The following is a 21,384-nucleotide window of genomic DNA, read 5'->3' on the forward strand; positions in this document are numbered from 1 at the left end:
CCGGCCAGCCCGCCTACATCCCCAGACCCGGACCACTCCAACAGCACCTGCTCGACCTCCTCGGCATCGACCCCACCTAACCCCCATGACCCGAAAACAAGATCACAGGGGCCGGTCGGCGCAGCAGAATCCGAAGTGCGAAACACGGGGATATCCGCCAGCCGGGAAGTCCACATGTCATCCGTGGGCACCGTGCGCGGATCAGCGCCGTCGCGCGGATCCGACTCCGTCGTCACCGCCGGGCCGGCGACGGTGTCCACGGGTGCGGCCGGGGCGCGGTGACCGCGGATCTCCCGCGGGCACCGTGCGGCGCAATGCCGGGTCAGACCGAGGCCCGCCCATGACCACCCCGGGTGCGCCTGCCGGAAATCCGCGGGCGCGGGCGCGGTGTCCCAACCTCTGGCGAGTGCGCGGGGGCGCGGCTGTCGTCCGGGAACCCGGGGTGGGCCGCGTGGCGGTTGTCCCCAGCTCTCCGGTGGGCATCGTCGTCCCCGGCGCCTGGGGACGACGTCGAGGAGGGCGCGGCCGGACGTACACCATCCACAGCGGGCCCTCGGTGCCTGCCCGCGGACGACCCGCACCGGCGCCAGCACACCGTCCATGGGCATCGCGCCTTCCACAGGCTCCCCCCGCAAGGAGAGCGTTGCTGCCGACCGGCCCCCGTCCGCGGGCATCGTGTTTTCACCGCCGGCAGCGACGGATGATCGCGTGAGCACGCCGAACCGGCGCGGGGGACCGAGCTGTCCACAGGGGTGACGGTGACCGTCGGCGTCGCCTGCCTCCGGGGCCCGCGCTCCACCGGGCGGCCCGGCGCCCGGCGGGAGCCCCGCGCGTTCGGTGCACAAGCGGCGGCGGGTCCGCGGGCGTCCGCATGACCGGCGATGGGCAGCGGCCCGGCTCATCGGTGCGCGGGGAGGGCACCCGTGCGGACCGGCCATGCCCACGGCCGGAACCGCGCATCAAGTCACGCACAGCCCGGCTGACCAGGGGCTATCTCGGTTATGCACAGGGAGGTCGGCGGCCGTCGCCGGTCGCCAGCCGGGGCCCCGGGATCCACCTTCGGCGCCGCACGCCACGCGTCCTGTGGATAACTTCCCGCCCCCTACCGACCAGCCTCGAGGAGGGGCACTGTGCTGGGCACCATGCCCACGGATGAGCAGCGTGGGTAACGGTCGGACGTTATCCACAGGGTCGAGCAAACTCGTGGCGAAGGGCGCGCCACNGTCGCCTTCCCGGGCTCCCGTCCTGCTCCTACGGGGCTCGGCGCCGGGCATCGTGCTGGGGCCGGACGCTGACCCCGACGGGGTCGCGTGCCCGGGCGGACGTCGCGTTCGCGATCCGTCGGGTACCTGTCCACAGCAGTGCGGTCACGGAACCTGCCGTCGCCCCGACCGGTCATGGTTGTTGTGTCGAACGGTTACCCGGGTTGGAGCCCGAAACCCGGCGGCTCGGAAATCCACAGGCCATCCGTGGGCACCGTGGACTGGAACGGTGCGGCGGCGACGGCCGCCTGCCGGGTCGCCGCCGCCTTGCCTGGACGGTGCCCACAGGCGCTGCCGGGCTCGGCACCCCCGAGCCCCCTGCTGGCTTGTCCCCAGCTCCGTGGTGGGCATCGTCTGTCCTGCCCTGCAGCCGGGGTGGTCACCGTGCGGCGGGGCACTCGTCGGGTTCGGCGTGGCCGTGGTCAGCGAGGGTGGGCACCGTGGCCACCGGGCGGACGCCGATCCCGCGTGGGGACCGTGCACCGATTCAACCGTGACCGTCAGTGGGGCACCCCGAGGTTTTCCACAGGGCCTACCTGCGGGCGGCCGCGCCGAGTGGGCAGCTGTCGGCGACCACCGGCGGACGTGCGGCGAAGCGTTGCGCGACCCAGCTCATCAGGTCGTTCATCGACGCGCCGAGGATCGAGCCATGGTCGGCCAGCGGGTAGCGCCGGTAGTCCACCGTCGTGCCCTCGCCGCACAGCCGGCTGACCACGTCGTCGGTGACCGGCTGGCGAATGATCTTGTCGCGGTCACCCTGAAGGATGAGCGTGGGAGCCATTCGTCGCATGATTTCGTCCCGCTGCCGCGCGAATCCGGCGGCGAACGGCGGGTGCGTGAGCGGATCCGCGGTGAAGGCCGTACGGATCGTCGAGCCGACGCTCGCCCTGGTGACCTCGTCGGCGCACCGTGTGCGCGCGACCGCCAGCAGCCGCCGGCCGGTCGGGGTCAGGTAGCGGTCCAGGTCGATCCGCGGATCGTCGACGGACAACCCGATCATCGCCAGCAGCAGGTATCCGACGCCGTCGGCGCCGCGCTGCAGCGTGGCGAGCGAGGCGGGCAGGTCCGCCAGCGGCGCGGTCGCGACCACGCCGCGGATGCGTAGCTCCGGGGCATAGCCGGCGGCCAGCGCGCCGGCGGCCAGGACCGCCTGCCCGCCCTGTGAATAACCCCAGAGGACGACATCGCGGCCGGCCCCCGTCTCGGTGAGAGAGCGGGCGGCGCGGGCGGCATCGAGCACCGCCCGCCCCTCGGGGGCGGCGACGTAGATCGCATGCTCGCCGGGGACACCCAACCCGGCGTAGTCGGTCAACGTGACGACGTATCCGGCCCGGACCAGCGGGAACGTCCAGGCGGCCGCGGCCAGCGGCGGCCGGGCGCGCGAGGGCGCACAGGAATCCTGGATGCCGGTCGTGCCGTGTCCGAACGACACGACCTTGCGGCCGCCGGCGGGCACTGGAACATCTGTGCCCGGAGCAAGAACGATGCCGGAGACCGCGCCTGCGCCCTTGCCGGTCGGCCGGGACGAGTAGATGACCCGCCAGGCGCGGATGCCGGCCGGGGCCGGCGTGACGACCTCCCGGGAGAGCAGCTCCCCGGCGGCACCCTGCGGCCGGGTCGGTTGAGCGGCCGCGGGTGCGTCGTCGCTGCTCGCGATGCCCTGCCCGCCGTCGATGTCGCCCCGCCGGCCGCAGCTGGCCAGCGGGATCAGCCCCAGCACGACAAGCAGCACGAGGAGCGGCACGCGGACCACTCTGGGACCGGGCCGGCGCTCGGACCCCCGCCGTGCGGGCCGGCCGGCGGCGCCGGGTGCGGCCGGGGAACGGCAGCAGTGCTCCCGGACGTCCGATGGGATCGGGCACGGACCGGTGGAAGTCGGTGAATCATCGTCCGGACCGAGCCACGAGAAAAGCACGAATGAAGACTATGGTTCTGTTCCGTCGTACAAGTAACGGTCCGTGTCGTCCTCGGCTTGACGGTCGATGCGGGCTCGTTCCCTGCCCTGCCGGGGCGGAGGAGCCGCGCGGCTGGATCAGCCGCGGACGGTCCGGCCGGCGCCATACGACTCCTTCCGACGGCTCCTTCCGACGGGTTCCCGCGCGAGGCCGATCCGTGCGCCCGATGTGGACCGGAACTGTGGACCTTCTGTGGATCGGGGCAGATACCCGCAGGTGCCGGTCGTGGCTGCCCGGGCGCTCGATACCCTTACGGTGTCCGCAGGCGGGGCCGGNGCGGNGGGGNGGACGTCACCGTCATCTCAACGGACGCGTCCGACCCGTCGCCCGAAGCCGTCGGAGGCCCGCGATTGTGACCACGTTCGCGTCGAGCACGTTCGCGTCGAGCACGCTCGCCCTAGGCCCCAGCGCGATCAGCGCTGACAGCCTCATCAAGGCGGGGCTGGCCGTCGTCCTGCTGATCGTCTTCGCGGAATCGGGGCTGTTGATCGGGTTCTTCCTGCCCGGTGACTCCCTGCTGTTCACCATGGGGATGCTGATCGCCAGGGACGAGGTCTCCACGCCGTTGCCGGTCGCGATGATCCTGATCGGGTTGGCGGCGGTCGCGGGTGACCAGGTGGGGTATCTGATCGGCCGAAAGGCCGGCCCCGCGCTGTTCCGGCGCCCTGATTCCCGGTTGTTCAAACAGGAGTACGTCGAGCAGGCGGAGGCGTTCTTCGCGAAGAACGGTCCGCGCTCCATCGTGCTCGCCCGGTTCGTTCCGATCGTGCGGACCTTCACCCCGGTCATCGCCGGGGCGAGTCGGATGAACTACCGGATGTTCACCATCTACAACATCATCGGCGGGTTGCTCTGGGGCTGTGGAGTGACCCTGCTCGGCTTCTATCTCGGAAAGATAGATTTCATCCGCAACAACATCGAGGCCATGCTCGTCCTGGTCGTCCTGGTCTCGGTGGTACCGATCATGGTCGAATACCTCCGGAACCGGCGGAAGCGTGCGCGGGCGACCGCCGCGGCCGGTCCGACGACCGAGGCTCCGGCGGGGGGTCAGGACCGCTACGACGGTCTGCCGGCCGACGGCGGCGACGAGGACGGCTGGCGCCAGGGCGAGGACCAGGGCGCAGACCCGTCCGTCACCATGCGCCTGCGCCGTGGCGGCGGCGGTGGTGGTGGCGGTGGTCGTCACTCGGCGGCCCATCGCCGCGAGACCGCCCGGGACTGAGCCCGGCAGCGGCCGACGCGGCGCCTTCACCGGAAGATCGCGGTGCTTCTGAGGGATCCGGCGCGGGTCACAGTGCGCCGGACCGGCGCTTCCGGAGTGGCCGGTGTGGCGACTCGGCGTGGGCGGCGATGCCGTCGGCTTGGCGGGAAGGTCGCGCCGGGCGGTTTCTGGCGGCCGGCGCCGCACCCCGCAGAGTGCGACGCCGCGGCGACGCCGGTCCGTCCGCGAGGAAGCCGCCAGGCTGCGAGGAAGCCGCCAGTTCAAGGGGAAACGGCCTGGCCAGATGGGTCCCGACGGGCTCCGCGCCGATACGGGGGGAGTCGACGGGACGCCCGCCGGGACCTCTCAACCGTATCGGGTCAACGGGGCATTGTCGCCCCGCTGATCGCTCGCCGAAGTACGGAAATGCAGGTAGCGTGAGCAATGTCAGAAAAATGTGACGATCATCTCACTCGAAGCGGGTGGCCGATCGGTCTGCGGCGCACGGCACCAGGCCTGTCCCGGTGCGTCCCGTGGCGCCCCGCCGCGCCGTTCAGACCGGGCCCCGAAGCAGGCCGCGGTCCTGATCACAACGCGTCGAGCCCGCGCTCGCCCGTGCGCACCCGCGTCAACGTCTCGACGGGCAGCACCCAGATCTTCCCGGCCCCGCTCGCCGTCGACCCGGCCGAGCGCAGGATCACGCTCACCACGTCCTCGACGTCGGAATCGNCGACGACACACTCGATCCGCGCGGCGCTCACCGACTCGTCATGAAACGTCCGTCCACGGTATGTCTCGGTGCGCCACAGCTCGGTGCCGAATCCGGTCACCTGACTGAGGGTCATACCATGGATGCTGTAGGTGCCGAGGGCGGCCCGGACGTCGTCGACGCGATGGGGGCGCAGGATCGCGGTGACCAGTTTCACGGCGTTTTCTCGTCCTCGCTTCCAGGGTGAGGTTTCATCGCGGGGAAGCGTAGAGCCGACAGGTGACGGTTTCGTCTCGGGAACGTCATCGGATCGGGAANGTCATCGGATGGTGCAACGAAAGGAATAGTAGATGTCCCTGCTCGACCGCGGAACTCCCCCCGACCCGTATGACGTGCTCCCCGTGCGCCCGTCATTCGACGTGACCAGCACGGATCTCGTCGACGGCGGAGTCATGCCGCTTGACCAGGTGTACAAGGACGCCGGCGGCGCGAACCTCTCCCCGCAGTTGTCGTGGTCCGGTCATCCCGCCGGGACGGAGAGCTTCGTCGTCACCGCCTATGACCCGGACGCGCCGACCGGCAGCGGTTTCTGGCACTGGGTGCTGGTCGACCTTCCCGGCTCGGCGACGGAGCTGCCGCGCGGTGCCGGCGGGGGTGCGTCCGCCGGCCTGCCGCCCGGGGCGTATCACGTCCGCAACGACTGGGGTACCAAGGAGTACGGCGGCGCCGCGCCCCCGCAGGGCGACGTGCCGCACCGCTACGTGTTCACCGTGCACGCGGTCGACGTGCCCAAGCTGGAGATCAACGACGAGGTCTCGCCGGCGGTCGTCGGCTTCAACCTCGCCTTCCACACCCTCGCCCGGGCCGTGCTGCGGGTGACCTACCAGCACTGAGTATCAGCCGGCCGGCCGCACCCCCCGCCGTTGCGGCGGGCGGCGGCAGGCGGTGGCGGGCGACCCCCCCGGCACCACGGTGGGAACCGAAGCACCGTCATTTCCGTCGCGTTTCCACCGCGTTCCCGCTGGAAGCGGACCGTTGGCCGGGGTGTCGGCCCCGGCCGACGGTCGGTCATGACGTCTTTTCCTGGCATACCGCCCCCGCACGGGGGGAGTCTGGAACCGACTCACGCTCGGGAGGAACTGCATGGGCGACGGTAGACAGACGGATGTGAGCGGTGTCGGCGCGGCCGGCGCCTATGACGCCCGCCGGATCTGGGAGGTGGGGGAGCCGATCCACGCGATCATCTACTTCCACCCCGCGGTCCGCCGCTTCGGGGAGGAGGCCGGCTCCCACGGCTTCTGGATGGGGTACATCGGCATGCGGGCCGCCCCGCTCGGGGCCGCGTCCGCGGCGATGATTACTTCGGCCTTCTACAACTTCGCGCCGCGCCGGATCGCGCGCTCGGTGCCCGACGTCTGGGCCTACTCCTCGCCGGCCCGGCTGCTCGACGCCCGCCTCGCGGCGATCGACGCCGTCCTGCGCGAGCTGTGGGGGTTGGACACGACGGGCGTGGCGGTGCGGCGCGCCGCGGCGCTCGCCGCCCGGGCGGCGGCGGCCGCGGTCACCGCGGGGCGGCCGCTCGCCGCCGCCAACGCCGCCCTGCCCCTGCCCGCCGAGCCGCACCTGGCGCTCTGGCAGGCGCTGACGACGCTGCGGGAGCATCGCGGCGACGGGCACATCGCCGCCCTCGTGCACGCCGAGGTCGGCCCCTGCGAGGCGCTGGTCCTCGCCGCGGCCACCGGGCGCAGCCCCGGTGAGCAGCTACGGATCTCGCGCGGCTGGAGCGAGCGGGAGTGGGCGGACGCGGTCCACAACCTTGCCGCGCGGGGCTGGCTCACCGCCGACGGCGCGCTGACCGAGCTCGGCGCCCAGGCCCGGGCCGGGATCGAGGACGCCACCGACCAGTTGGCCTCGACTCCCTACCTGGCCCTGAGCGCGGCGGAGCTCGGTGACCTGTACGCAACGCTGTACGGGCTCGCCGAGCGGGTGGCGCTGGGTGGCGGGTTCACCTGGCCCAACCCCATCGGGTTGGACTGGCCGCCGTCCTCCGAGCGGGCGATGGCGGACCTGCGTCCGCCGGTGGAGCTGCGTCAGCCGGTGGAGCTGGGCTCGACCGAGGGGTAGCCGTAGCCTCCGGTGAACGGCTCCTCGCCGAACGCGTCGCCGTCGAACCCTGCGTCGTCGGCGACGCCTTCGGCGCCGCTGCGGCGCGGCCGAGCCGGACCGAGATCCGGCGGGTCCAGCTCCGCCGGATCGAGGTCGTCCGGGGTCAGGTTGGTGTCGTCGACCTCGCCGTGCATCTTCGACCCGTTCAGGACCACCGGGATCTCCAGGTCGCCGACCACGTGCTCGACGTAGAAGGCGCGGGCGCCGATGAGCCACAGCGCGAAGCCCGGATCGAGCCGCGGCAGCAGGTCGGCGGCGACGTCGGTGAGCCCGAGCGCCTCCTGGGTGTCGGCGATCTGGTCGGACNCCTGCTTGTACAGGATGCGGATCGCCGTCTCCGCGAGCAGCCCCTTGGCGATCTCCACCGAGTCCGGGGAGGCGGACAGCAGGTCGGAGATGCGATGGGCGACGATCGCGTTGGCACAGCCCCACTGGCGGGCGAGCTTCTGCTGCGCCGAGAGCCGGCGGACGAGCCCGGCGAAGCGCATCAGCCGCCAGCACTCGTCGTAGACGACATAGCGCTGGACGCCGTCCTGGCGCATCAGGGCCGCTTCCATCCACGCCTGCGCACAGGTCATGATCAGCGCGATCATCTCGTCGCTGCCCTGGACCCGCTCCAGGTTGAGTACCGCGATCGGCCGGTCGAAGTCCAGCGGGGAGGTCGTCGGCCCGTCGAACAGTCCGCCGAGCGCGCCGTGGGTGAGCCGGCGCAGCGTCAGGGTGGCGTCCCGGGAGGCGTCGCGCAGCTCGGTGGCCGTCATCGGAAGGTTGACGCAGTCCTCCTCGGCGGGATCGGTCATCGCCTCCAGGACGTGCGGGAGCAGCGGGGTCGCCCAGCGTTCCGGCGACGCCCCGCTGATCTGCCGGGTGACGACGTCGAGAGCGAGGTCCACGGCGGTGTGCTCGGCCGGGGTGAGCGGCACGCCCTTCGCCGTCTCGATCAGCGACGACAGCAGCGACGACCTGGCCCGCTTGACCTCCCGGGCCCAGTCCGCGTCGGCGATGCCCATCGGGNGCGGCGGGGCGTCCAGCGGGTTGAGCCGGGTCGCCATGCCCGGACCGATGTAGGTGGGCTCACAGCCGAGCCGGCGAGCCAGCCGGGTGTACTCGCCCTTGGGATCACAGGGCACCGCCGCCTGGTAGCCGAACGCCGCGCCGCGGGAGATCAGCGTCTTGAGCAGCGCCGACTTGCGGGAACCGACCGCGCCGAACACGGCGAAGTTCGGGTTCTCGATGACCTGCTGGCGGTACAGCTCGAAGACGTCGAAGTCGAACGAGTTCCCCGACCAGACGTGCCGGCCGATGTACATCCCGGGTGCGGCCAGCCCGGAGTCGACCACGAACGGGTAGATCCCGGCGATCTGCGCGGTCGTCTCCATATGCGCGGGCAGCCGCATTTTGTGGTACGCACGCCCGGCGAAGGGGCCGAGCAGCTTCGAGGGCTGCGCCCCGCGGCGCAACGCCGCCTGGGCGCGACGCATCGCGGCCTTCTCCGCGGCGGCGGCTGCCCGTTCCGCCCGGCGGCCGCGGCGGGGCGACGGGGCCGCCGGGGGAGTCGACCGGCGCCGGCGGGGACCGCCACCCAGGTCGACGAAACCCTCGGCGTCACGTCCCGGGTCGTGCCCGGCCGCCTCGTAGGCCGCGGCCTGGTAGCCGTCCGGGTCGTAGCCGGCCTCGTCGTAGCTGGGCGGGTCGAGGTCGTCGAAGCCGGCATCCTCGAAGCCCGCCTCGTCCTCGTGCCCGGGCTGGCCGTCGTACCCGGGCCTGTCGTCGTATCCGGGCTGGCCGTCGTATCCGACCTCGTCGCCGGCGCCGCCATACCCGTTCGCCTGGTAGGCGGCCTCGGGGGTGGCCCCGTTGGGGCCGGCCACCGCGGAGGCGAGGTCACCCGTCGGGTACGCGGCCGGGATCGGTATGAAGCCGCCCCGACCGCCGGCCGAACTCGCCGGATCGGGGCTCACTCCGTTGCCGTCGACCGCTCCGTTGCCGTTGCCGTTCATCACGCCACTCCCACCGCCAACGGTAGGGCCCCGACGCTGAAGCCCTGGTCCTGTTCCCCGACGAGGCGCACCATCTCCAGCCGGCTGCGTGACGCCAGCGTTTCGGCCTCGCCGCAGGCGTCGGCGAGGCCATCGAGATCGTCGGCGGAGACGGTGACGAACCCGTGGAAGCGGAACGCCCCGAAACCGGCGATCAGCTCCTGCTCGCGCCGTTCCACCTCGTCGGCCTCGGCCACGTCCCGCTGTGTCGTGACCTTGCCGACCTTGTCCCGCATCTGCTGTTCGCCGAGGTGCGCCATCCGCCGCCGGTTCACCGCCTTCTCCGCCTTCCGGCCGGGCAGCGGCTCGACGACCAGCGACACCGTGCGCCGACAGGTCGTCTCCATCAGCAGCGGGGCGAGGAAGGCGGCGGGCGAGGGCACCCGGGGCCAGCCGTTGATCCAGTAGGTGGTGTGGAAGCCCGAGTCCGTACGGTAGTGATCCCATGCGGTGACGGTCCGTACCGGTCCGGCCACCGCGGGGTCGATTCCGGACGCCAGGCCCTTCAACCCGCCGGCGAGGTCGGTGCTCGCGCCGCCGCGAGCGTCGATCATCTCGATCGAGTACGGATCGTAGGTCGTGCGGATGACCGCAGCCAGCGCCCGCGGGGGCAGCCAGCCGACCGTGTTGATCGACGCCCGGGCGAGCGCCGCCTCCATCGTGCGCAGCTCGCCGAGCAGGACCGCGCAGGCTGCCTGGTCGCCGCCGCCCGCCCGCTGGATCGCCCGACGGGCGTCCTTGGCGCGCAGTTGGAACGACAGGTACGTCTCGTGCCGCTGGGCGACGGGACCGGCGGCGTCGATGACCTGCTGGTAGGCATCCGCGGCCCAGGAGTCGTCATGGTGGCCGCGCACCCGCCAATGGCGCTGGAGCTGGTCCCCGGAATCGGGCAGGGTGCGCTCCAGCCACTGGATGCGGGACAGCTTGCCGCCGCCGGCCGTCAACCCGGCCAGNAGCTCACCCCAGGCGTCGACCCGGGCCTGCTNGTCACCGGACTCCAGCAGAGCGAACTGGCTGCCCTGCACCTGCAGGACGGCGGTGTAGGTCTGCTTCTTGGCGTCCTTGACCACCGCCACGTACCGGCCGCCACCGACCGGGACGGACAACATCACCAGGGAGGACAGCGGCCCGGGAAGGACCGTGCGGCTGAGCTGGTCCTCCCCGGCGCCGAGCCGGAAGAACGCGCCACGGAACACCGTCTCGCCCGTCACCTTCTGCATCGTGAAGCCGAAAAGGATCGGCACCCACTGGTCGAGGTTACGATCCTCCACCCGGACGAAGGCGACGAACAGCAGGGCCACCGCGAGCAGCACCCAGATCGGAATGGTTACCAACGGTGACCGGAGGGCGCCGAGGACGCAGAGCATCACGCCGATCATCAGAGCGAGCTGTGGCCAGCGCATGCCGAGCATGACGCCGCCGCGTTCGAGCGGTCCGAACCGATAGCTGCGTTCCGCGACCATCTACTACCTCACTCGCCGGTTGATCCTCTGCGCGGTGCCGGCCGCCCGCACGCTGCGGCCAGCTCGCATGTCGTGCTCACTGACCGCCGGTGCGGGACGGTGGCAGTTTTGGTGCCGCGACCGTGGCCGGTCGGGCCGCCGGAGCGACCGGCGGTCGGGCCTGACTCGTCCGCGGGGACGCGCCGTTCCTGGCCGGTGCTACGCGGGCGGCCGTCCGGGGGGTCGCACCGTTCGGCCGGGCACTGGCGCCGACCGGGACGGCCGTCCGGCTGGGGCCGCCGGACCGGGCTGGCTGCCGCACGGCGCCGCCCGCGCCGGAGCCGCCGGTCCGGGGTCTGCCGCCGGAGCCCCGCACCGACGCGGTCGCGGCACCGGCCCGGGAGGACCCACCCACGGGCGCGCCGATTCCACTGCGTCCGGTCCGTAGCGCGGCCGGCCGAGCGAGTCCGGGCTCCATACCAATGCCGCCGGTGTCTCCGAGGACGCCGCGATTACGCGTCTGGAGCCGGGCACCAATTCCGCGGAAGGTCTCCCGGGACGTCGATCCGAGCAGCGCGCCCGCACCCTGGCCGAAGGATGCGGCGCTGCGCCGGCCCGCCGAGCCGACGGCCCGCATCAGATGGACGTCGGCGAATCCCATCAGATGCATGAGGACGAACGGGGCGAACACCGCGGCAATCATGACCACGGTCCCGCCGAGGATCGTCAGGGTCTGATCGACCGTAGACCCGGTCGAGTCGCTGGCCATCCCGGCGCCGAGCGTGAAAATGGCATATATGACTGGCTTCGCGAAGATCAGGGCCAGGAGGAGTTCGGTGGCACGCTTGAGCCAGGCGCTCGTCGACATCGTCGGCTGCCCGGCGAGGTAGAGCGGGATGAAGACCGCCATCACGATGATCGCGACCTTGCGGATGTAGAGCACCACGAACAGCGCGAACGAGAACATCGCGACGAGCAGCGACAGCACGAGATCGAGGGCGAAGTTGCCCTGTTCCGGTAGCGCGCGTACCTGAGCCACGAGATCGGATCCCAGCGGTTTCCCGTTGCCGAAGGCGTCGGCGATTCCGTCCGAGGCGGTCAGAATCATCTGAAGCAGGGCAAGCGCGATGAAGGAGCCCAGGATCGAGGTGCCGGTCGCCGTGAGCGCCCGAACGAAGATGTGCGGGTCACCCCGCACCGCCCCCATGATGCNGGCACAGAGGAAGAGGCCGGTGACGATCAACACCGCGATCCCGAACGCGATGTTGTAGTTCTCGACGACGTAGTCGGCCTTCAGATCGATGGTCGTCTTCTGCGCCGCGAAACTGAACACGGAACTCGACAGGTCCGCGGCCATCCCACAGAACGCAGTCCCCATCGAATTGAAGTAGGCATCCACGCTCCCCGAAATAGCGCCCTTAATTGCGCTTAGGGGATTCAGGGAACTGAAGGGTGCGGCAAGAACTTCGTTACCTTCGGTCACGTACCGGCTCCGACCAATAGAAATTCCTTGAAACCTTCGGCAGCGCGCTCAGTAATATCCGGCTGTGCTGGACCGTCGCTCGCGTCCTTAAGCTTCCAGTCCCCCTCATTCCATACGATCTGACAGAAGTCCGTACCCCAGCCCTGCCTAGGTGCTAGGTTGGGGTTTGGATTCCCATAAATTCCGAATGCGATAGTGCCCCAGATGGTTACATTCGCTTCATTTTCATTGTAAGAGCGGACCGCATATCCCGTTCCTCGCCCGATTAGGCTAAAGTTGGGACTCTGAATCGACGGGACGTCGTATGCCTTAGNGCTGTCTTCATCATTCTTGATGATCAGGTCAGCGATCCGCTTAGAAGATTCAGGTAGCGCAATCGACTCGTACATCTTTCTAATCCGGGAAGGCTCGCGATTTCGCAGTGTCCCGGTGATGGCATCGTAGTTTGCGCAGGCGCTCACTGCACCGGCTTCGGTATGAGGGTAACCAACTGGGATGCCGAACTCGTTGATCCGCGCGGGAAGGCCGGGGACCTGGCTACCACTCGCGGAGTCTAGTGGTTTCCCTTCGGCGGAATCTGGTTTCGGGACCAGAGTGGGCGTGGGTGATATGGCCGCCGGACTAGTGGCCGGAGCTGTACTAGGAGCGGGGGCGGGCGCGACTGAGGCGGTGTCTGGACTCGCGCCCTTGTCTGGGATGACATAGCGTCCGATCACCACTCCGCCGATCACACTCACCGCGCCGGTGGCTACGATGATGATGATCAGGCGTCTGGCCACACTCTCCATCAGGCCCGGCAACGCCCACTCCCCTCACAAGACGGCACGGTCATCATCGCAATGTCCGCCCGCCGGTACCCGGGGAACCGGTCAGAAGAGCGTTGACGATGGGTCATGGACCACGCCGGGGTCAACGGCGACAGTGACAACGACGGCGGGTGGGCGCTGTCCCCCTGGGTTGGGCGCGGGGGCGGTGGCCGTTGCGCCGGTGGCCAGGAAGAAGTTGATGAAGGCTGCGGCGGCGCCGACGAGGAATGCCAGACCGAAGCCGGCGATGACGCCGCTCTTTCCGACCGTGGAAGCTCGCTCGAGTCCCATCCGTTCGCCGAGTGCCCAGGCGATCCCGCCGAGTAGCACGGCGGCGACGGCAGCGATCACCGCATAGGCGGCCAGGCCGTTGACCAGGTCTTTCAGCGCGTTGATGCCGGGCGCTTTGGTGTCGTCCGGGTTCACCTTCACGTCGGCCAGGATGACGGTCGCCTTGGCGGCGGCGTCCAGGATCATCGGGGTTCCTTTCTCACGGGCGGGGTCCGCCCGGACGATCCGGTCCGGCGATCCTTGAGGGTGCCGTTGGTGACCGTAGGTCGCCGAATGATACGCCTGGCGGCGTGGGGTGATCCCCGGTAGTGCTCGTGGGGCCGCTGGTCGCGCCGGCCTCCTTGCGTGGGGTGACCGGTCCGATGGCGTCGTGTGAGGTCCCTGTCGGCCGCTCGCTGGCCGCCGGAGGGGCCGCTACCTCGGCCTTTGCCAATGCGAACAGGCTTTCCACGGTGGCTGCGGCCAGTCGCATGTAGGCACGGCGAGTACGTCGGCGCAGCCGTGGGATACGGACCGGCGTATGCCGGCTTGGGTCCAGTCGGGCGTCGTAGGGGATACGCACGAGGGAGTCCACCTGCCGCCCGAGCCGTGCCGCGGCCGCTCGGGTACGGGGTGACGGCCGACCGCGCCGCGGCGCGACGATCGCCGCGACGATCGGCGGCCCCCCGTCGCGGGCCGGCCGGCGGCCCGGCGCCTCGCGGAACGCCCGCAACCGCATGAGAGTCGCTTCGAGATCGGCCGCCGTGGCGAGCGTCGTCAGGACGACGAGATCCGCGGCTTCTACCGCGGCCTCGGTGAGTGGAGCCCCGGTCGGCGCGTCGACCAGTACCAGCGGATAGGAGTGCGCGAGCAGGCCCAACGCCGAGCGCAGCCCGGTCGGTGTGACCGGCTGGGCGCCGGACGGGACCGCGGGCGCGTCCTGGCCCTCAGGGCCGTCGTCGGCGGACGGCGAGTCCGCGGTGATCTGGCCGGCGTCCGGCCGGACCGGCAGGACATCGAGGTCCCGGGCGCCCCCGGAACGGTGGCCGCTGATCATCAGGCGCAGCTCCGCGGCTGACCCGTCGGCGGACTGGTAGCGGACGACGTCCGCGACCGTGGTCGTGCCGGCGGAGCCGACCCGACTGGTCAGCGGGTCGCCGCGGGGCTCGTCCTCGTCGCCGCCCGAGGCCGGTGCCGTGCCCCCGGCCGGAAACTCCCCGGGCCACAGGTCGACGGCGAGCACCGGATGCGCACGCACCCCCGTCAGGGTCAGGCCGATCACGCCGGCGAGCGTCGTCGTCCCGGAGTACGGGAACAGCGACGTCACGGTGACCCGCCAGGAGCCCGGCAGCGGGATGNGGGCCCGGTCGCGAACCGAGAGCCGGACCGGGATCTCCTCCCATGGCTGCAGACCGCCCGCTTCCCGGCGCGATTCCTGCCACGGCCTGAGCTGGCTGTCCGATTCCGGCCGGCGCGCAGAGCCCGGCCGGTCCGGAACCGGCACGGTCGCCTTACGGGAGGGGCGGGACGGGCGAGCGGTCCGCGGCGCCGGCTCCGCGCCGGGTGCCGGCGCTAGCGCCGCTGTCCGGGCGGGCGAGGTGGACGGGTCCGGCTTCGCACCGCGGTGGCCCGTCGGCGTGGCGGGGGCCGCGGGCCCGCCCGCCGCCGCGCGCGCCCGGGGCGGGGTGGGCGGCGAGGTCGGGCGGGGCGCGGTCGGCGCGTGGCTCGGGGTCGGTGAGGCCGTGTGGCTCGGGGTCGGTGAGGCCGTGTGGCTCGGGGTCGGTGAGGCCGTGCGGCCGGGGGTGGGCGTGCGGCTGGGGGTGGCCGTGCGGCTGGGGGTGGGCGTGCGGCTCGGCGTCGGCGGGGCCGAGCGGGCGATGGGTCCGGTGGCGGCGGTGGTCCGCTCCGCCGGGGCCGGCCCGGTGACGGGGGCGGGCGGGGCCGCCGTGCCGGAACCGGGCACTCCGGTGGGGCCGGTCACCTCGATCGGGCCGGTCACGGCGATGGAATCGGTCACGGCGACGGAGTCGGTCATGGGGATGGAGTCGCCCACAGCGATCGAATCGGTCACCACGATCGGGCCGGTCGCGGGCGTCGGAACGGCGGTGACGGGCCGGTCGCCCCGCTCCGTGGCAGCCGCACCGGGGGCCCCCGGGGGTCCCCCGGCCGGGACCGGCCGGGTGGCCGCCGCCCGGGGTGGAGCCGATGCCCTGGGCGGCCGGCTGCGCGGGGGCGTCGCGGCGGCGGGGGGATCAGGGACGGGCAGCGGCCCGGAGGCGTGCGGGGGGATCGCGGTAGGCCCGGGACCTGCGGCGACTGCTTCGGCGGGGGCGGCTGCGGGGCCGTGATCGGCCCCGGGACCGGAGCCCGCGGTCTGTGCGGTCGTGCCTGTGCCGGTGCCTACTCCGGTGCCGGCGGCATGGTCGGAGCCGTCCGCTCGGGACGGGACCATCACGTCCCGCGACGATCCCGGGGCCGAGGCGTCGGCGCCGCCGGGCGGCGCCGGGCGGCGGGAAGGGTCTGCCTGGTTGCGTGGCGCGATCGCGGCCGGCCGGCCGGCGCGGCGCGTCCGGCTGCCGCGCGTCTGCCGGAGGTCCTCGGCCGGCTCGGCGCCCGGCGTCGTCTGGACGCCGCGCCCGGCACCCGGCGGATCCGTCGGGGATGTGGCCTCCGCGGCGGTTGCACGGTCCGCACCCGGTTCGGTCGCCGATGTCGCATCATCGAGGTGGAACGCCTCGCTCTGCCACGCCTCGTCGGGTGGCTGCGGCGAGTCGGACCCGCTCCGCCGCCGATGCCGCCGGCGCCCGGAGCGCGCGTAGGGAGGTGACTCGGCGTCCTCGGTGCTCGGTGACTCGTCGCGCCCGTACTGGTCGTCTCGGTCAGGCAGCCGGTTGGAACGGGAGGCCGACGTGGGGATGCGGGCTCCTATGAGCGAAACGGGCCGCGCGTCGCCTTCCTCACCGTACGGTGCCTGTGGCACATCGCTCACGCGCCGTCGCCCTCCCGGCTCTCTACAGGTTAGCTAGTGCCAGTTAAGGTTACTTACGGTTACTTGCCTTTGGCTGCGGTCGGATCGATGTAACACGAGCCATTCGAGTATGACAAGCTCTGGTTGAGGCTACCCACAACGGATGGGTCGGTGTACCTTCCGGAACCGGAGATGTGCGATCCGCCATTACCGAGGCGAACCGGTGGCGGGTCCGGTGGAAGATCCGCGCCGGGGGCCGGCGGGGGCGGCCAGGTTCACGCGGCGCGAATCGTGCGGCAGAGCGAAAGGAGCGTCGGTGGCGCAGGACGGCTTCTCGATGGCGACGCCCCGGCCCTCCGCCCGTCCGGGGCGCTCGGGCGCCCCGCAGGGTGCGCCGCTGTCCGGCCGGACCGCGCCGATCGGATCGTCTCCTGCGCGCTCCACGCTCACCGGGGCGAGTCGGCCCCGGGCGAGCTCCGGCGGGCCGGCGGGCATGCCGTCCGCGACCGCCCCGGGCACGCCGCCCGGCGCGCCCGCCGCTGCGGCGCCTCCGGTCGCGCCGCTCGCGCCGCCGCTGTCCCCGCCGGGGACCAGGACCTCGGTGTCCGGCGGCACCGGCGGGGCCACCAGGCTGGGGGCCGTCGGCGCTCCCACGAGCGGCGCGGGCACGACGCCCACGGCTGGTGGACCGGCGGCCCGGCCCGCCGACGACGACGACGTGCTCACCGTCGACGAGCTGGTCGCCTGGCTCCGCCTGTCCGAGAGCACGGTCCTCAAGCTTCTGTCCGAACGGGCGATCCCGGCCCGCAAGGTCGGCCACCAGTGGCGGGTGCGCCGCGGCCGCGTGCGGGACTGGCTGGACGGCCGGGAATGACCGGCGGCGTGGCAAGGGCGGCCACGAGGATCGCCGATGCCGGCGCCCCCGAATGCGGCGGCGTGCCGATGATCGGGCGCCACGGCGGCTCGGCGTAGCGGCGCCCGGACGTGCTAGTGATCCAGGGCGGGTCGGCGCCGCTGCGTGCCCTGCTGATCCCGCTGGCGGTGCTGGCGGTGCTGGCGGGCTGTGGGACGTTGGGCCGGGCCGCGGACCCCACCCCGAGTCCGCCGGTGACCACCGGCCCGCCGCCGGGTGCCAGCCAGGCTCCGGGGCCCCCGCTGGCCACCGCGACCGCCCCGGCGACCGGNGAGGTCGACCGCACGAACCCGGCCGCGGTCGCGGCCGACTGCTTCACCCGCTGGCAGTCGTTCGACGCCCGGACCGATTCGGGACCATCGGCCGGCGTCGGGCGGGCCCGGGACTGCCTCACCGAGGACTTCGCCGCCTCGCTCGGCGCGGGCTCCACCAGCGCCGCTGATGGTGGCGCTGACGGACAGGCCTGGGAGGATCTACGGGCCCACGGCGCCCGCTCGCAGGTGTCGGTGTTGGCGACCACACCCCTGGGCGGCGTCGACACCACCGCCACGGGCCGCGTCGTGCTCCAGCTCAACGTGCGTCGCGAGAGCACGACGGGCAACGAGGCTCCGGTAGCGACGTTGTCCACCCCCGCCCTGACGCTGCTGCGTCAGGCCGACGGGACGTGGCGGGTCGCCGGGGCGGATCTCGCGAGCGTCGCCGGCGACGCGCCGGGGCGGTGAGGTCGGATGGCCCGCCGCTTCCCGCCCAAGCGAACCGGGTGGCTGGTGTGGTTGGGCACCGGCTCGGCGATCGTCATCGGTGGGATCATCCTGTTGATCTCGATCCTGATCATGTCCCTCGCCGGGCCGTTCGTCGGTGACCACGGCCGGGGCAACAAGTCGATCGAGAACGCCGACGGCATCCCGGCGGAGTACGTGCAACTGATCACGGACGCGGCGAACGGTGCCGGCTGCGAAGAGGTGACGCCGGCCCTGCTGGCCGCCCAGCTCCATCAGGAATCCGGGTTCAACCCGCAGGCCCGCTCGCCCGTCGGGGCGATGGGGATCGCCCAGTTCATGCCCGCGACCTGGGCCAGCCACGGCCAGGGCGACGTGTGGAACCCCACCGACGCGATCCCGGCCGCAGCCCGTTACGACTGCGCGGTGGCGGCGTCGGTCGCCTCCGTGCCCGGCGACGGGCAGGAGAAGATGCTGGCCGCCTACAACGCCGGCGCCGGGGCGGTGCTCGCCTTCGCGGGCATCCCTCCCTACACCGAGACCCGCAACTACGTGCGCACGATCCTCGCCCAGACACAGGTCTACGGGGACTCGCTCGAGTTCGGCGTGGAGATCCCCGCCGGCACGATCGCCCCCGTGGTCGCGTTCATGGAGTCACAGATCGGTAAGCCCTACGTCTGGGGGGCGATCGGGCCGGACGCCTGGGACTGTTCCTCGCTCGTGCAGGCCGCTTACCGGAACATCGGCATCGAGCTGCCCCGGGTGACCACCGACCAGCTTCGGTTCGGCCCGGTGGTCGCCGGGGTCGACCCGCAACCCGGGGACCTGCTGTTCACGCCAGGCACCGACGGCACCGCGGACGCACCCGGCCACGTCGGCATGTACATCGGTGACGGCCGGGTCATCGCGGCCAAGGGAGCGCGCTGGGGTGTCGTGGAGTCCGACATCTCGGACTGGACCGGCACGGTCGCGGTGACCAGGCCGTTGGCCAAGGAACTCCGTTAGACCGGCCGGTCCGCCCGGCCGGTCCGACTGGTGTCGCGGGCGGCCGGCCGGATCGGCGACGGTTCAGGCGGTCGCCTCGGACACGAAGTCCGACAGCCCGTTGGCCACCCCGCCCAGCACGCCCACGGTGTTGTGCACCACGTCAGCGGCGTCACTCGGGGCGGTCACCGCGAAGAACAGGATGAACAACCCGATACCCCACGGNCAGATCAGTCTCTTCATGCAGGACCTCGCAGCACAGCCAGCCGATAAGGCCGGACGGACACCAACGTCGATAAGTCACCGACAGCATGTGTGTACTCACCTTGAGTAGTCGTCGCAAGGGGAATCGCCGAGGGGCGGGTGGCACCCCCACGGACGGCCGCCTCTCCACCCGGCCTGGGTGACCCGCAGCCCCGCCCGTCCTCGGACGCGCCGGCGGACACCGTCGCGGACACGGCGTACCCCTCGCCGGGACACCGAACGGACAGCGAGTTGACCATTGGTAGCCACTTGGCGACGTGGAAGCGACAGGCTCTAATAGTTCAAGCCACCCCGGGCCGGCTGACGTCGACTCCTGGCACGGGGTGGCTACCAGAGGTGACTGATCATCGCTGCGGGCCGGCGGCTTGAGGCGTCGCCTCCCGCCTGGCGGGGTGAAGCCGGGCGTGGACCGGCCGGATCACCCGGCCGCCGCGATCAGGCCGGCGTGATGCCCTGGGCGAAGCGGAACAGGTCGTCGGGGTCGTAGGCCCGCTTCACCTGCCGCAGCCGATCCAGGTTCGTCCCGTAGTACGCCTGCGCCCAGCCGGCGAGCTCGGGGTCGATGTAGTTCTGGTAGGCGGACTGGGAGACGAACGGCGCCGTCGCCTCGACGGTGGAACGCAGCCAGCGGCGGTTGGCCTCCTGCGCGGCCGGCGTGGCGTTCGGGGCGTAGCCGGCGACGTACTGGGCGCTGGCGATCGCGCCGCGGTGGACGAACGCCGTGTCGCCCGGGGCGACCCGGTTGATCGCTCCGCCCCAGGAATCCAGGATCACCCCGCCCGAGCCCGCCCCGGCGGTCCGCTGGCGCTCCTCGACCGCGCCCAGTAGCACCTCGACGCCGCGCGACGGCATCGGCCTGTGCAGGAACGCCGACGCGGCCCGCTGGGCGACCCGTGGCAGTGTGCCGCCCGGCGTCCGGCCGCGCAGATGGCAGGTCTCGACCGCGCGGCCCGCGCAGCCGCCCTCGATGAGCATCGCCTCCAGGTGACCCCGGGTGGTGACGTAGGTCCCGGTGGGCCGGTGGCCGGCCGCATCGACCAGGTCGGCGAGCCGCGCGCGCAGGCCGGCCATCGCGTCGTCACCGGCACCGCCCGACAGCACCCCGCTCACCCGCAGCGTCGGGGTGCCGCCGACACCGGCCGAGGGCGCCGAAAAGGCGACGCATGTCGACCACAGGCTCTCCGGTGCGCCGCCGGGAGCGGAGATCCAGTCCTGCCACGCGGCCACCACGTCGGCGGCGCCATCCCAGGCCCAGCGATAGGTGAACAGCACCAACGGCGTCGCCCGGTGGGGGGCGAAGGCGAACGAGGTGACGATGCCGACGTTGCCGCCGCCCGCGCCGCGCAGCGCCCAGAACAGATCCGGCTCGTGGTCCGCGTCGGTGTGCACCACCTCCCCGGAGGCGAGCACCACCTCGGCGGAGACCATCCGGTCGCAGGTCAGGCCGTAGCGCCGGCCGAGCACGCCGATCCCACCGCCCATGGCGAGTCCGGCGATGCCCACGGTCGGGCATGAACCCGCCGGCAGCGCCAGCCCCCCGCGCGCGAGACCGGAGTACACGTCGACGAGCAGGGCGCCCGCCCCGATCCGCGCGACCTGGCCGGGCGCCGCGGCCACCTCGGCCATCGGGGTGACGTCCACGACCAGGCCGGTCGTCGTCGAATAGCCGCCGTAGCTGTGCCCGCCGGCGCGGGCGGCCAGTGGCAGCCCCGTCCGGCGGGCGAACTCGACGCAGGCCTGGACGTCGGCGGTGGACGTGGCCCGGGCGACCGCCTGCGGTCGGATCGCGTCGAAGGCCGGGTCGAACAGCGTGCTGGCCGCGGCGTATCGCGGGTCCGCCGGGCGCAGCAGCGGGCCGGTCAGGCGCGCGTCGAGGGCCTGCCAGTCGACGGCGGAGGGTGCGGGACGGGTATCCCCGCGGCACCCGGCGAGCAGCGTGCTGCCCAGCCCGGCGCCGGCGAGCGCCAGCCCGCCGCCCGCGGCCCGTAACACCGACCGGCGGTCGGGTCCGCCCACGCGTCCTCCCAGAGAGCCGTCCGCAACCCACCACCCGCTCGCCACTGTGTGCCACGGGCGCTCCGACCGGCCGGGGCAGCATCGACCTCCGGCCCGTGGAACCGACCGGGAGCGGCAGCGTCCGGCGGGCGGCACCGATCGGGCCTGCGGCACCGATCGGGCCTGCGGCACTGACCGTGACTGACCG

13 protein-coding genes and 6 pseudogenes are annotated in these 21,384 nt (G+C 72.3%); 6 read left to right on the forward strand and 13 right to left on the reverse strand.

The features are described from left to right. Together FF86_RS35955 and FF86_RS15345 are read right to left on the reverse strand one after the other, a co-directional pair. The coding region (locus tag FF86_RS35955; RefSeq protein ID WP_055867039.1) for a hypothetical protein at positions 1–260 on the reverse strand (260 nt) is incomplete at its 3' end. 1,534 nt (positions 261–1,794) lie between these two features. Then, positions 1,795–3,006 carry a lipase family protein gene (locus tag FF86_RS15345; protein WP_242418825.1) on the reverse strand — a complete coding sequence of 404 codons (1,212 nt, stop codon included), beginning with the start codon at positions 3,004–3,006 and terminating at the stop codon, positions 1,795–1,797. A gap of 563 nt (positions 3,007–3,569) precedes the next feature. Between FF86_RS15345 and FF86_RS15350 the strand changes: the two genes are divergently transcribed. After that, entirely contained in the window at positions 3,570–4,439 is an 870-nt protein-coding gene (locus tag FF86_RS15350) for a DedA family protein (protein ID WP_044885408.1), read from the forward strand. 566 nt (positions 4,440–5,005) lie between these two features. On the opposite strand, the gene FF86_RS49315 is transcribed toward FF86_RS15350, so the two are convergent. Both FF86_RS49315 and FF86_RS49320 read right to left on the reverse strand, forming a co-directional pair. After that, positions 5,006–5,147 (reverse strand): P-II family nitrogen regulator (locus FF86_RS49315; protein WP_304438147.1); only part of this gene is annotated, 142 nt, incomplete at its 5' end. 1 nt (position 5,148) lies between these two features. Further along, a pseudogene (locus FF86_RS49320) lies at positions 5,149–5,344 on the reverse strand (P-II family nitrogen regulator); the annotation flags it as partial. A 133-nt stretch (positions 5,345–5,477) separates the two neighbouring features. Between FF86_RS49320 and FF86_RS15360 the strand changes: the two are divergent. Both FF86_RS15360 and FF86_RS15365 read left to right on the forward strand, forming a co-directional pair. Beyond that, positions 5,478–6,020: a YbhB/YbcL family Raf kinase inhibitor-like protein gene (locus FF86_RS15360; protein WP_044885410.1), complete on the forward strand. Its 543-nt coding sequence runs from the start codon at positions 5,478–5,480 to the stop codon at positions 6,018–6,020. A 250-nt stretch (positions 6,021–6,270) separates the two neighbouring features. After that, on the forward strand, positions 6,271–7,251 hold the full coding sequence (locus FF86_RS15365) for an SCO6745 family protein (RefSeq protein ID WP_128423307.1): 981 nt from the start codon (positions 6,271–6,273) through the stop codon (positions 7,249–7,251). Here the strand turns inward: FF86_RS15365 and FF86_RS49325 are convergent. The 8 genes and pseudogenes from FF86_RS49325 to FF86_RS15385 all read right to left on the reverse strand — a co-directional run. Next, a pseudogene (locus tag FF86_RS49325) lies at positions 7,218–7,599 on the reverse strand (conjugal transfer protein TraC); the annotation flags it as partial. The gene FF86_RS15365 and the pseudogene FF86_RS49325 sit on opposite strands and share 34 nt — an antisense overlap. 1 nt (position 7,600) lies before the next feature. Beyond that, positions 7,601–8,307 (reverse strand): annotated as a pseudogene (locus FF86_RS49330) (conjugal transfer protein TraC); the annotation flags it as partial. 1 nt (position 8,308) lies between these two features. Further along, a pseudogene (locus tag FF86_RS49335) lies at positions 8,309–9,293 on the reverse strand (conjugal transfer protein TraC); the annotation flags it as partial. After that, the coding region (locus FF86_RS15375) for an SCO6880 family protein (protein WP_242418826.1) at positions 9,293–10,285 on the reverse strand (993 nt) is incomplete at its 5' end. The pseudogene FF86_RS49335 and the gene FF86_RS15375, both read right to left, overlap by 1 nt. Before the next feature lie 33 nt (positions 10,286–10,318). Then, positions 10,319–10,795 (reverse strand): annotated as a pseudogene (locus tag FF86_RS64130) (SCO6880 family protein); the annotation flags it as partial. Positions 10,796–10,871: 76 nt separating this feature from the next. Next, on the reverse strand, positions 10,872–11,986 hold a 1,115-nt coding region (locus tag FF86_RS49340), incomplete at its 5' end, for a hypothetical protein (RefSeq protein ID WP_242418827.1). A 1-nt stretch (position 11,987) separates the two neighbouring features. After that, a pseudogene (locus tag FF86_RS49345) lies at positions 11,988–12,257 on the reverse strand (hypothetical protein); the annotation flags it as partial. 869 nt (positions 12,258–13,126) lie between these two features. Further along, entirely contained in the window at positions 13,127–13,540 is a 414-nt protein-coding gene (locus tag FF86_RS15385) for a DUF6112 family protein (RefSeq protein ID WP_044885412.1), read from the reverse strand. Between the two features lie 1,430 nt (positions 13,541–14,970). Between FF86_RS15385 and FF86_RS15395 the strand changes: the two genes are divergently transcribed. The 3 genes from FF86_RS15395 to FF86_RS15415 all read left to right on the forward strand — a co-directional run bounded on the left by FF86_RS15395 (position 14,971) and on the right by FF86_RS15415 (position 18,938). Further along, entirely contained in the window at positions 14,971–15,681 is a 711-nt protein-coding gene (locus FF86_RS15395) for a hypothetical protein (RefSeq protein WP_128423308.1), read from the forward strand. 1,221 nt (positions 15,682–16,902) lie between these two features. After that, on the forward strand, positions 16,903–17,175 hold the full coding sequence (locus tag FF86_RS64135; RefSeq protein WP_052681098.1) for a helix-turn-helix domain-containing protein: 273 nt from the start codon (positions 16,903–16,905) through the stop codon (positions 17,173–17,175). Positions 17,176–17,942: 767 nt separating this feature from the next. Next, positions 17,943–18,938, forward strand: a complete 996-nt coding sequence (locus FF86_RS15415; RefSeq protein ID WP_044885417.1) for an NlpC/P60 family protein — start codon at positions 17,943–17,945, stop codon at positions 18,936–18,938. Between the two features lie 678 nt (positions 18,939–19,616). Here FF86_RS15415 and FF86_RS15420 read toward each other — a convergent pair. After that, entirely contained in the window at positions 19,617–21,197 is a 1,581-nt protein-coding gene (locus FF86_RS15420) for an FAD-binding oxidoreductase (protein WP_044885418.1), read from the reverse strand. Positions 21,198–21,384 lie beyond the last annotated feature (187 nt).

This window comes from Frankia sp. CpI1-P (genome assembly GCF_001421075.1).
In the GTDB taxonomy this organism is placed as follows: Bacteria; Actinomycetota; Actinomycetes; order Frankiales; family Frankiaceae; genus Frankia; species Frankia torreyi.

Excerpts from the sequence above, each read along its gene's own strand:
- FF86_RS15385 (WP_044885412.1), bottom strand. The coding sequence starts at position 13,540 with ATGATCCTGGACGCCGCCGCCAAGGCGACCGTCATCCTGGCCGACGTG.
- FF86_RS15365 (WP_128423307.1), top strand. The coding sequence starts at position 6,271 with ATGGGCGACGGTAGACAGACGGATGTGAGCGGTGTCGGCGCGGCCGGC.
- FF86_RS15360 (WP_044885410.1), top strand. The coding sequence starts at position 5,478 with ATGTCCCTGCTCGACCGCGGAACTCCCCCCGACCCGTATGACGTGCTC.
- FF86_RS15415 (WP_044885417.1), top strand. The coding sequence starts at position 17,943 with ATGGCCCGCCGCTTCCCGCCCAAGCGAACCGGGTGGCTGGTGTGGTTG.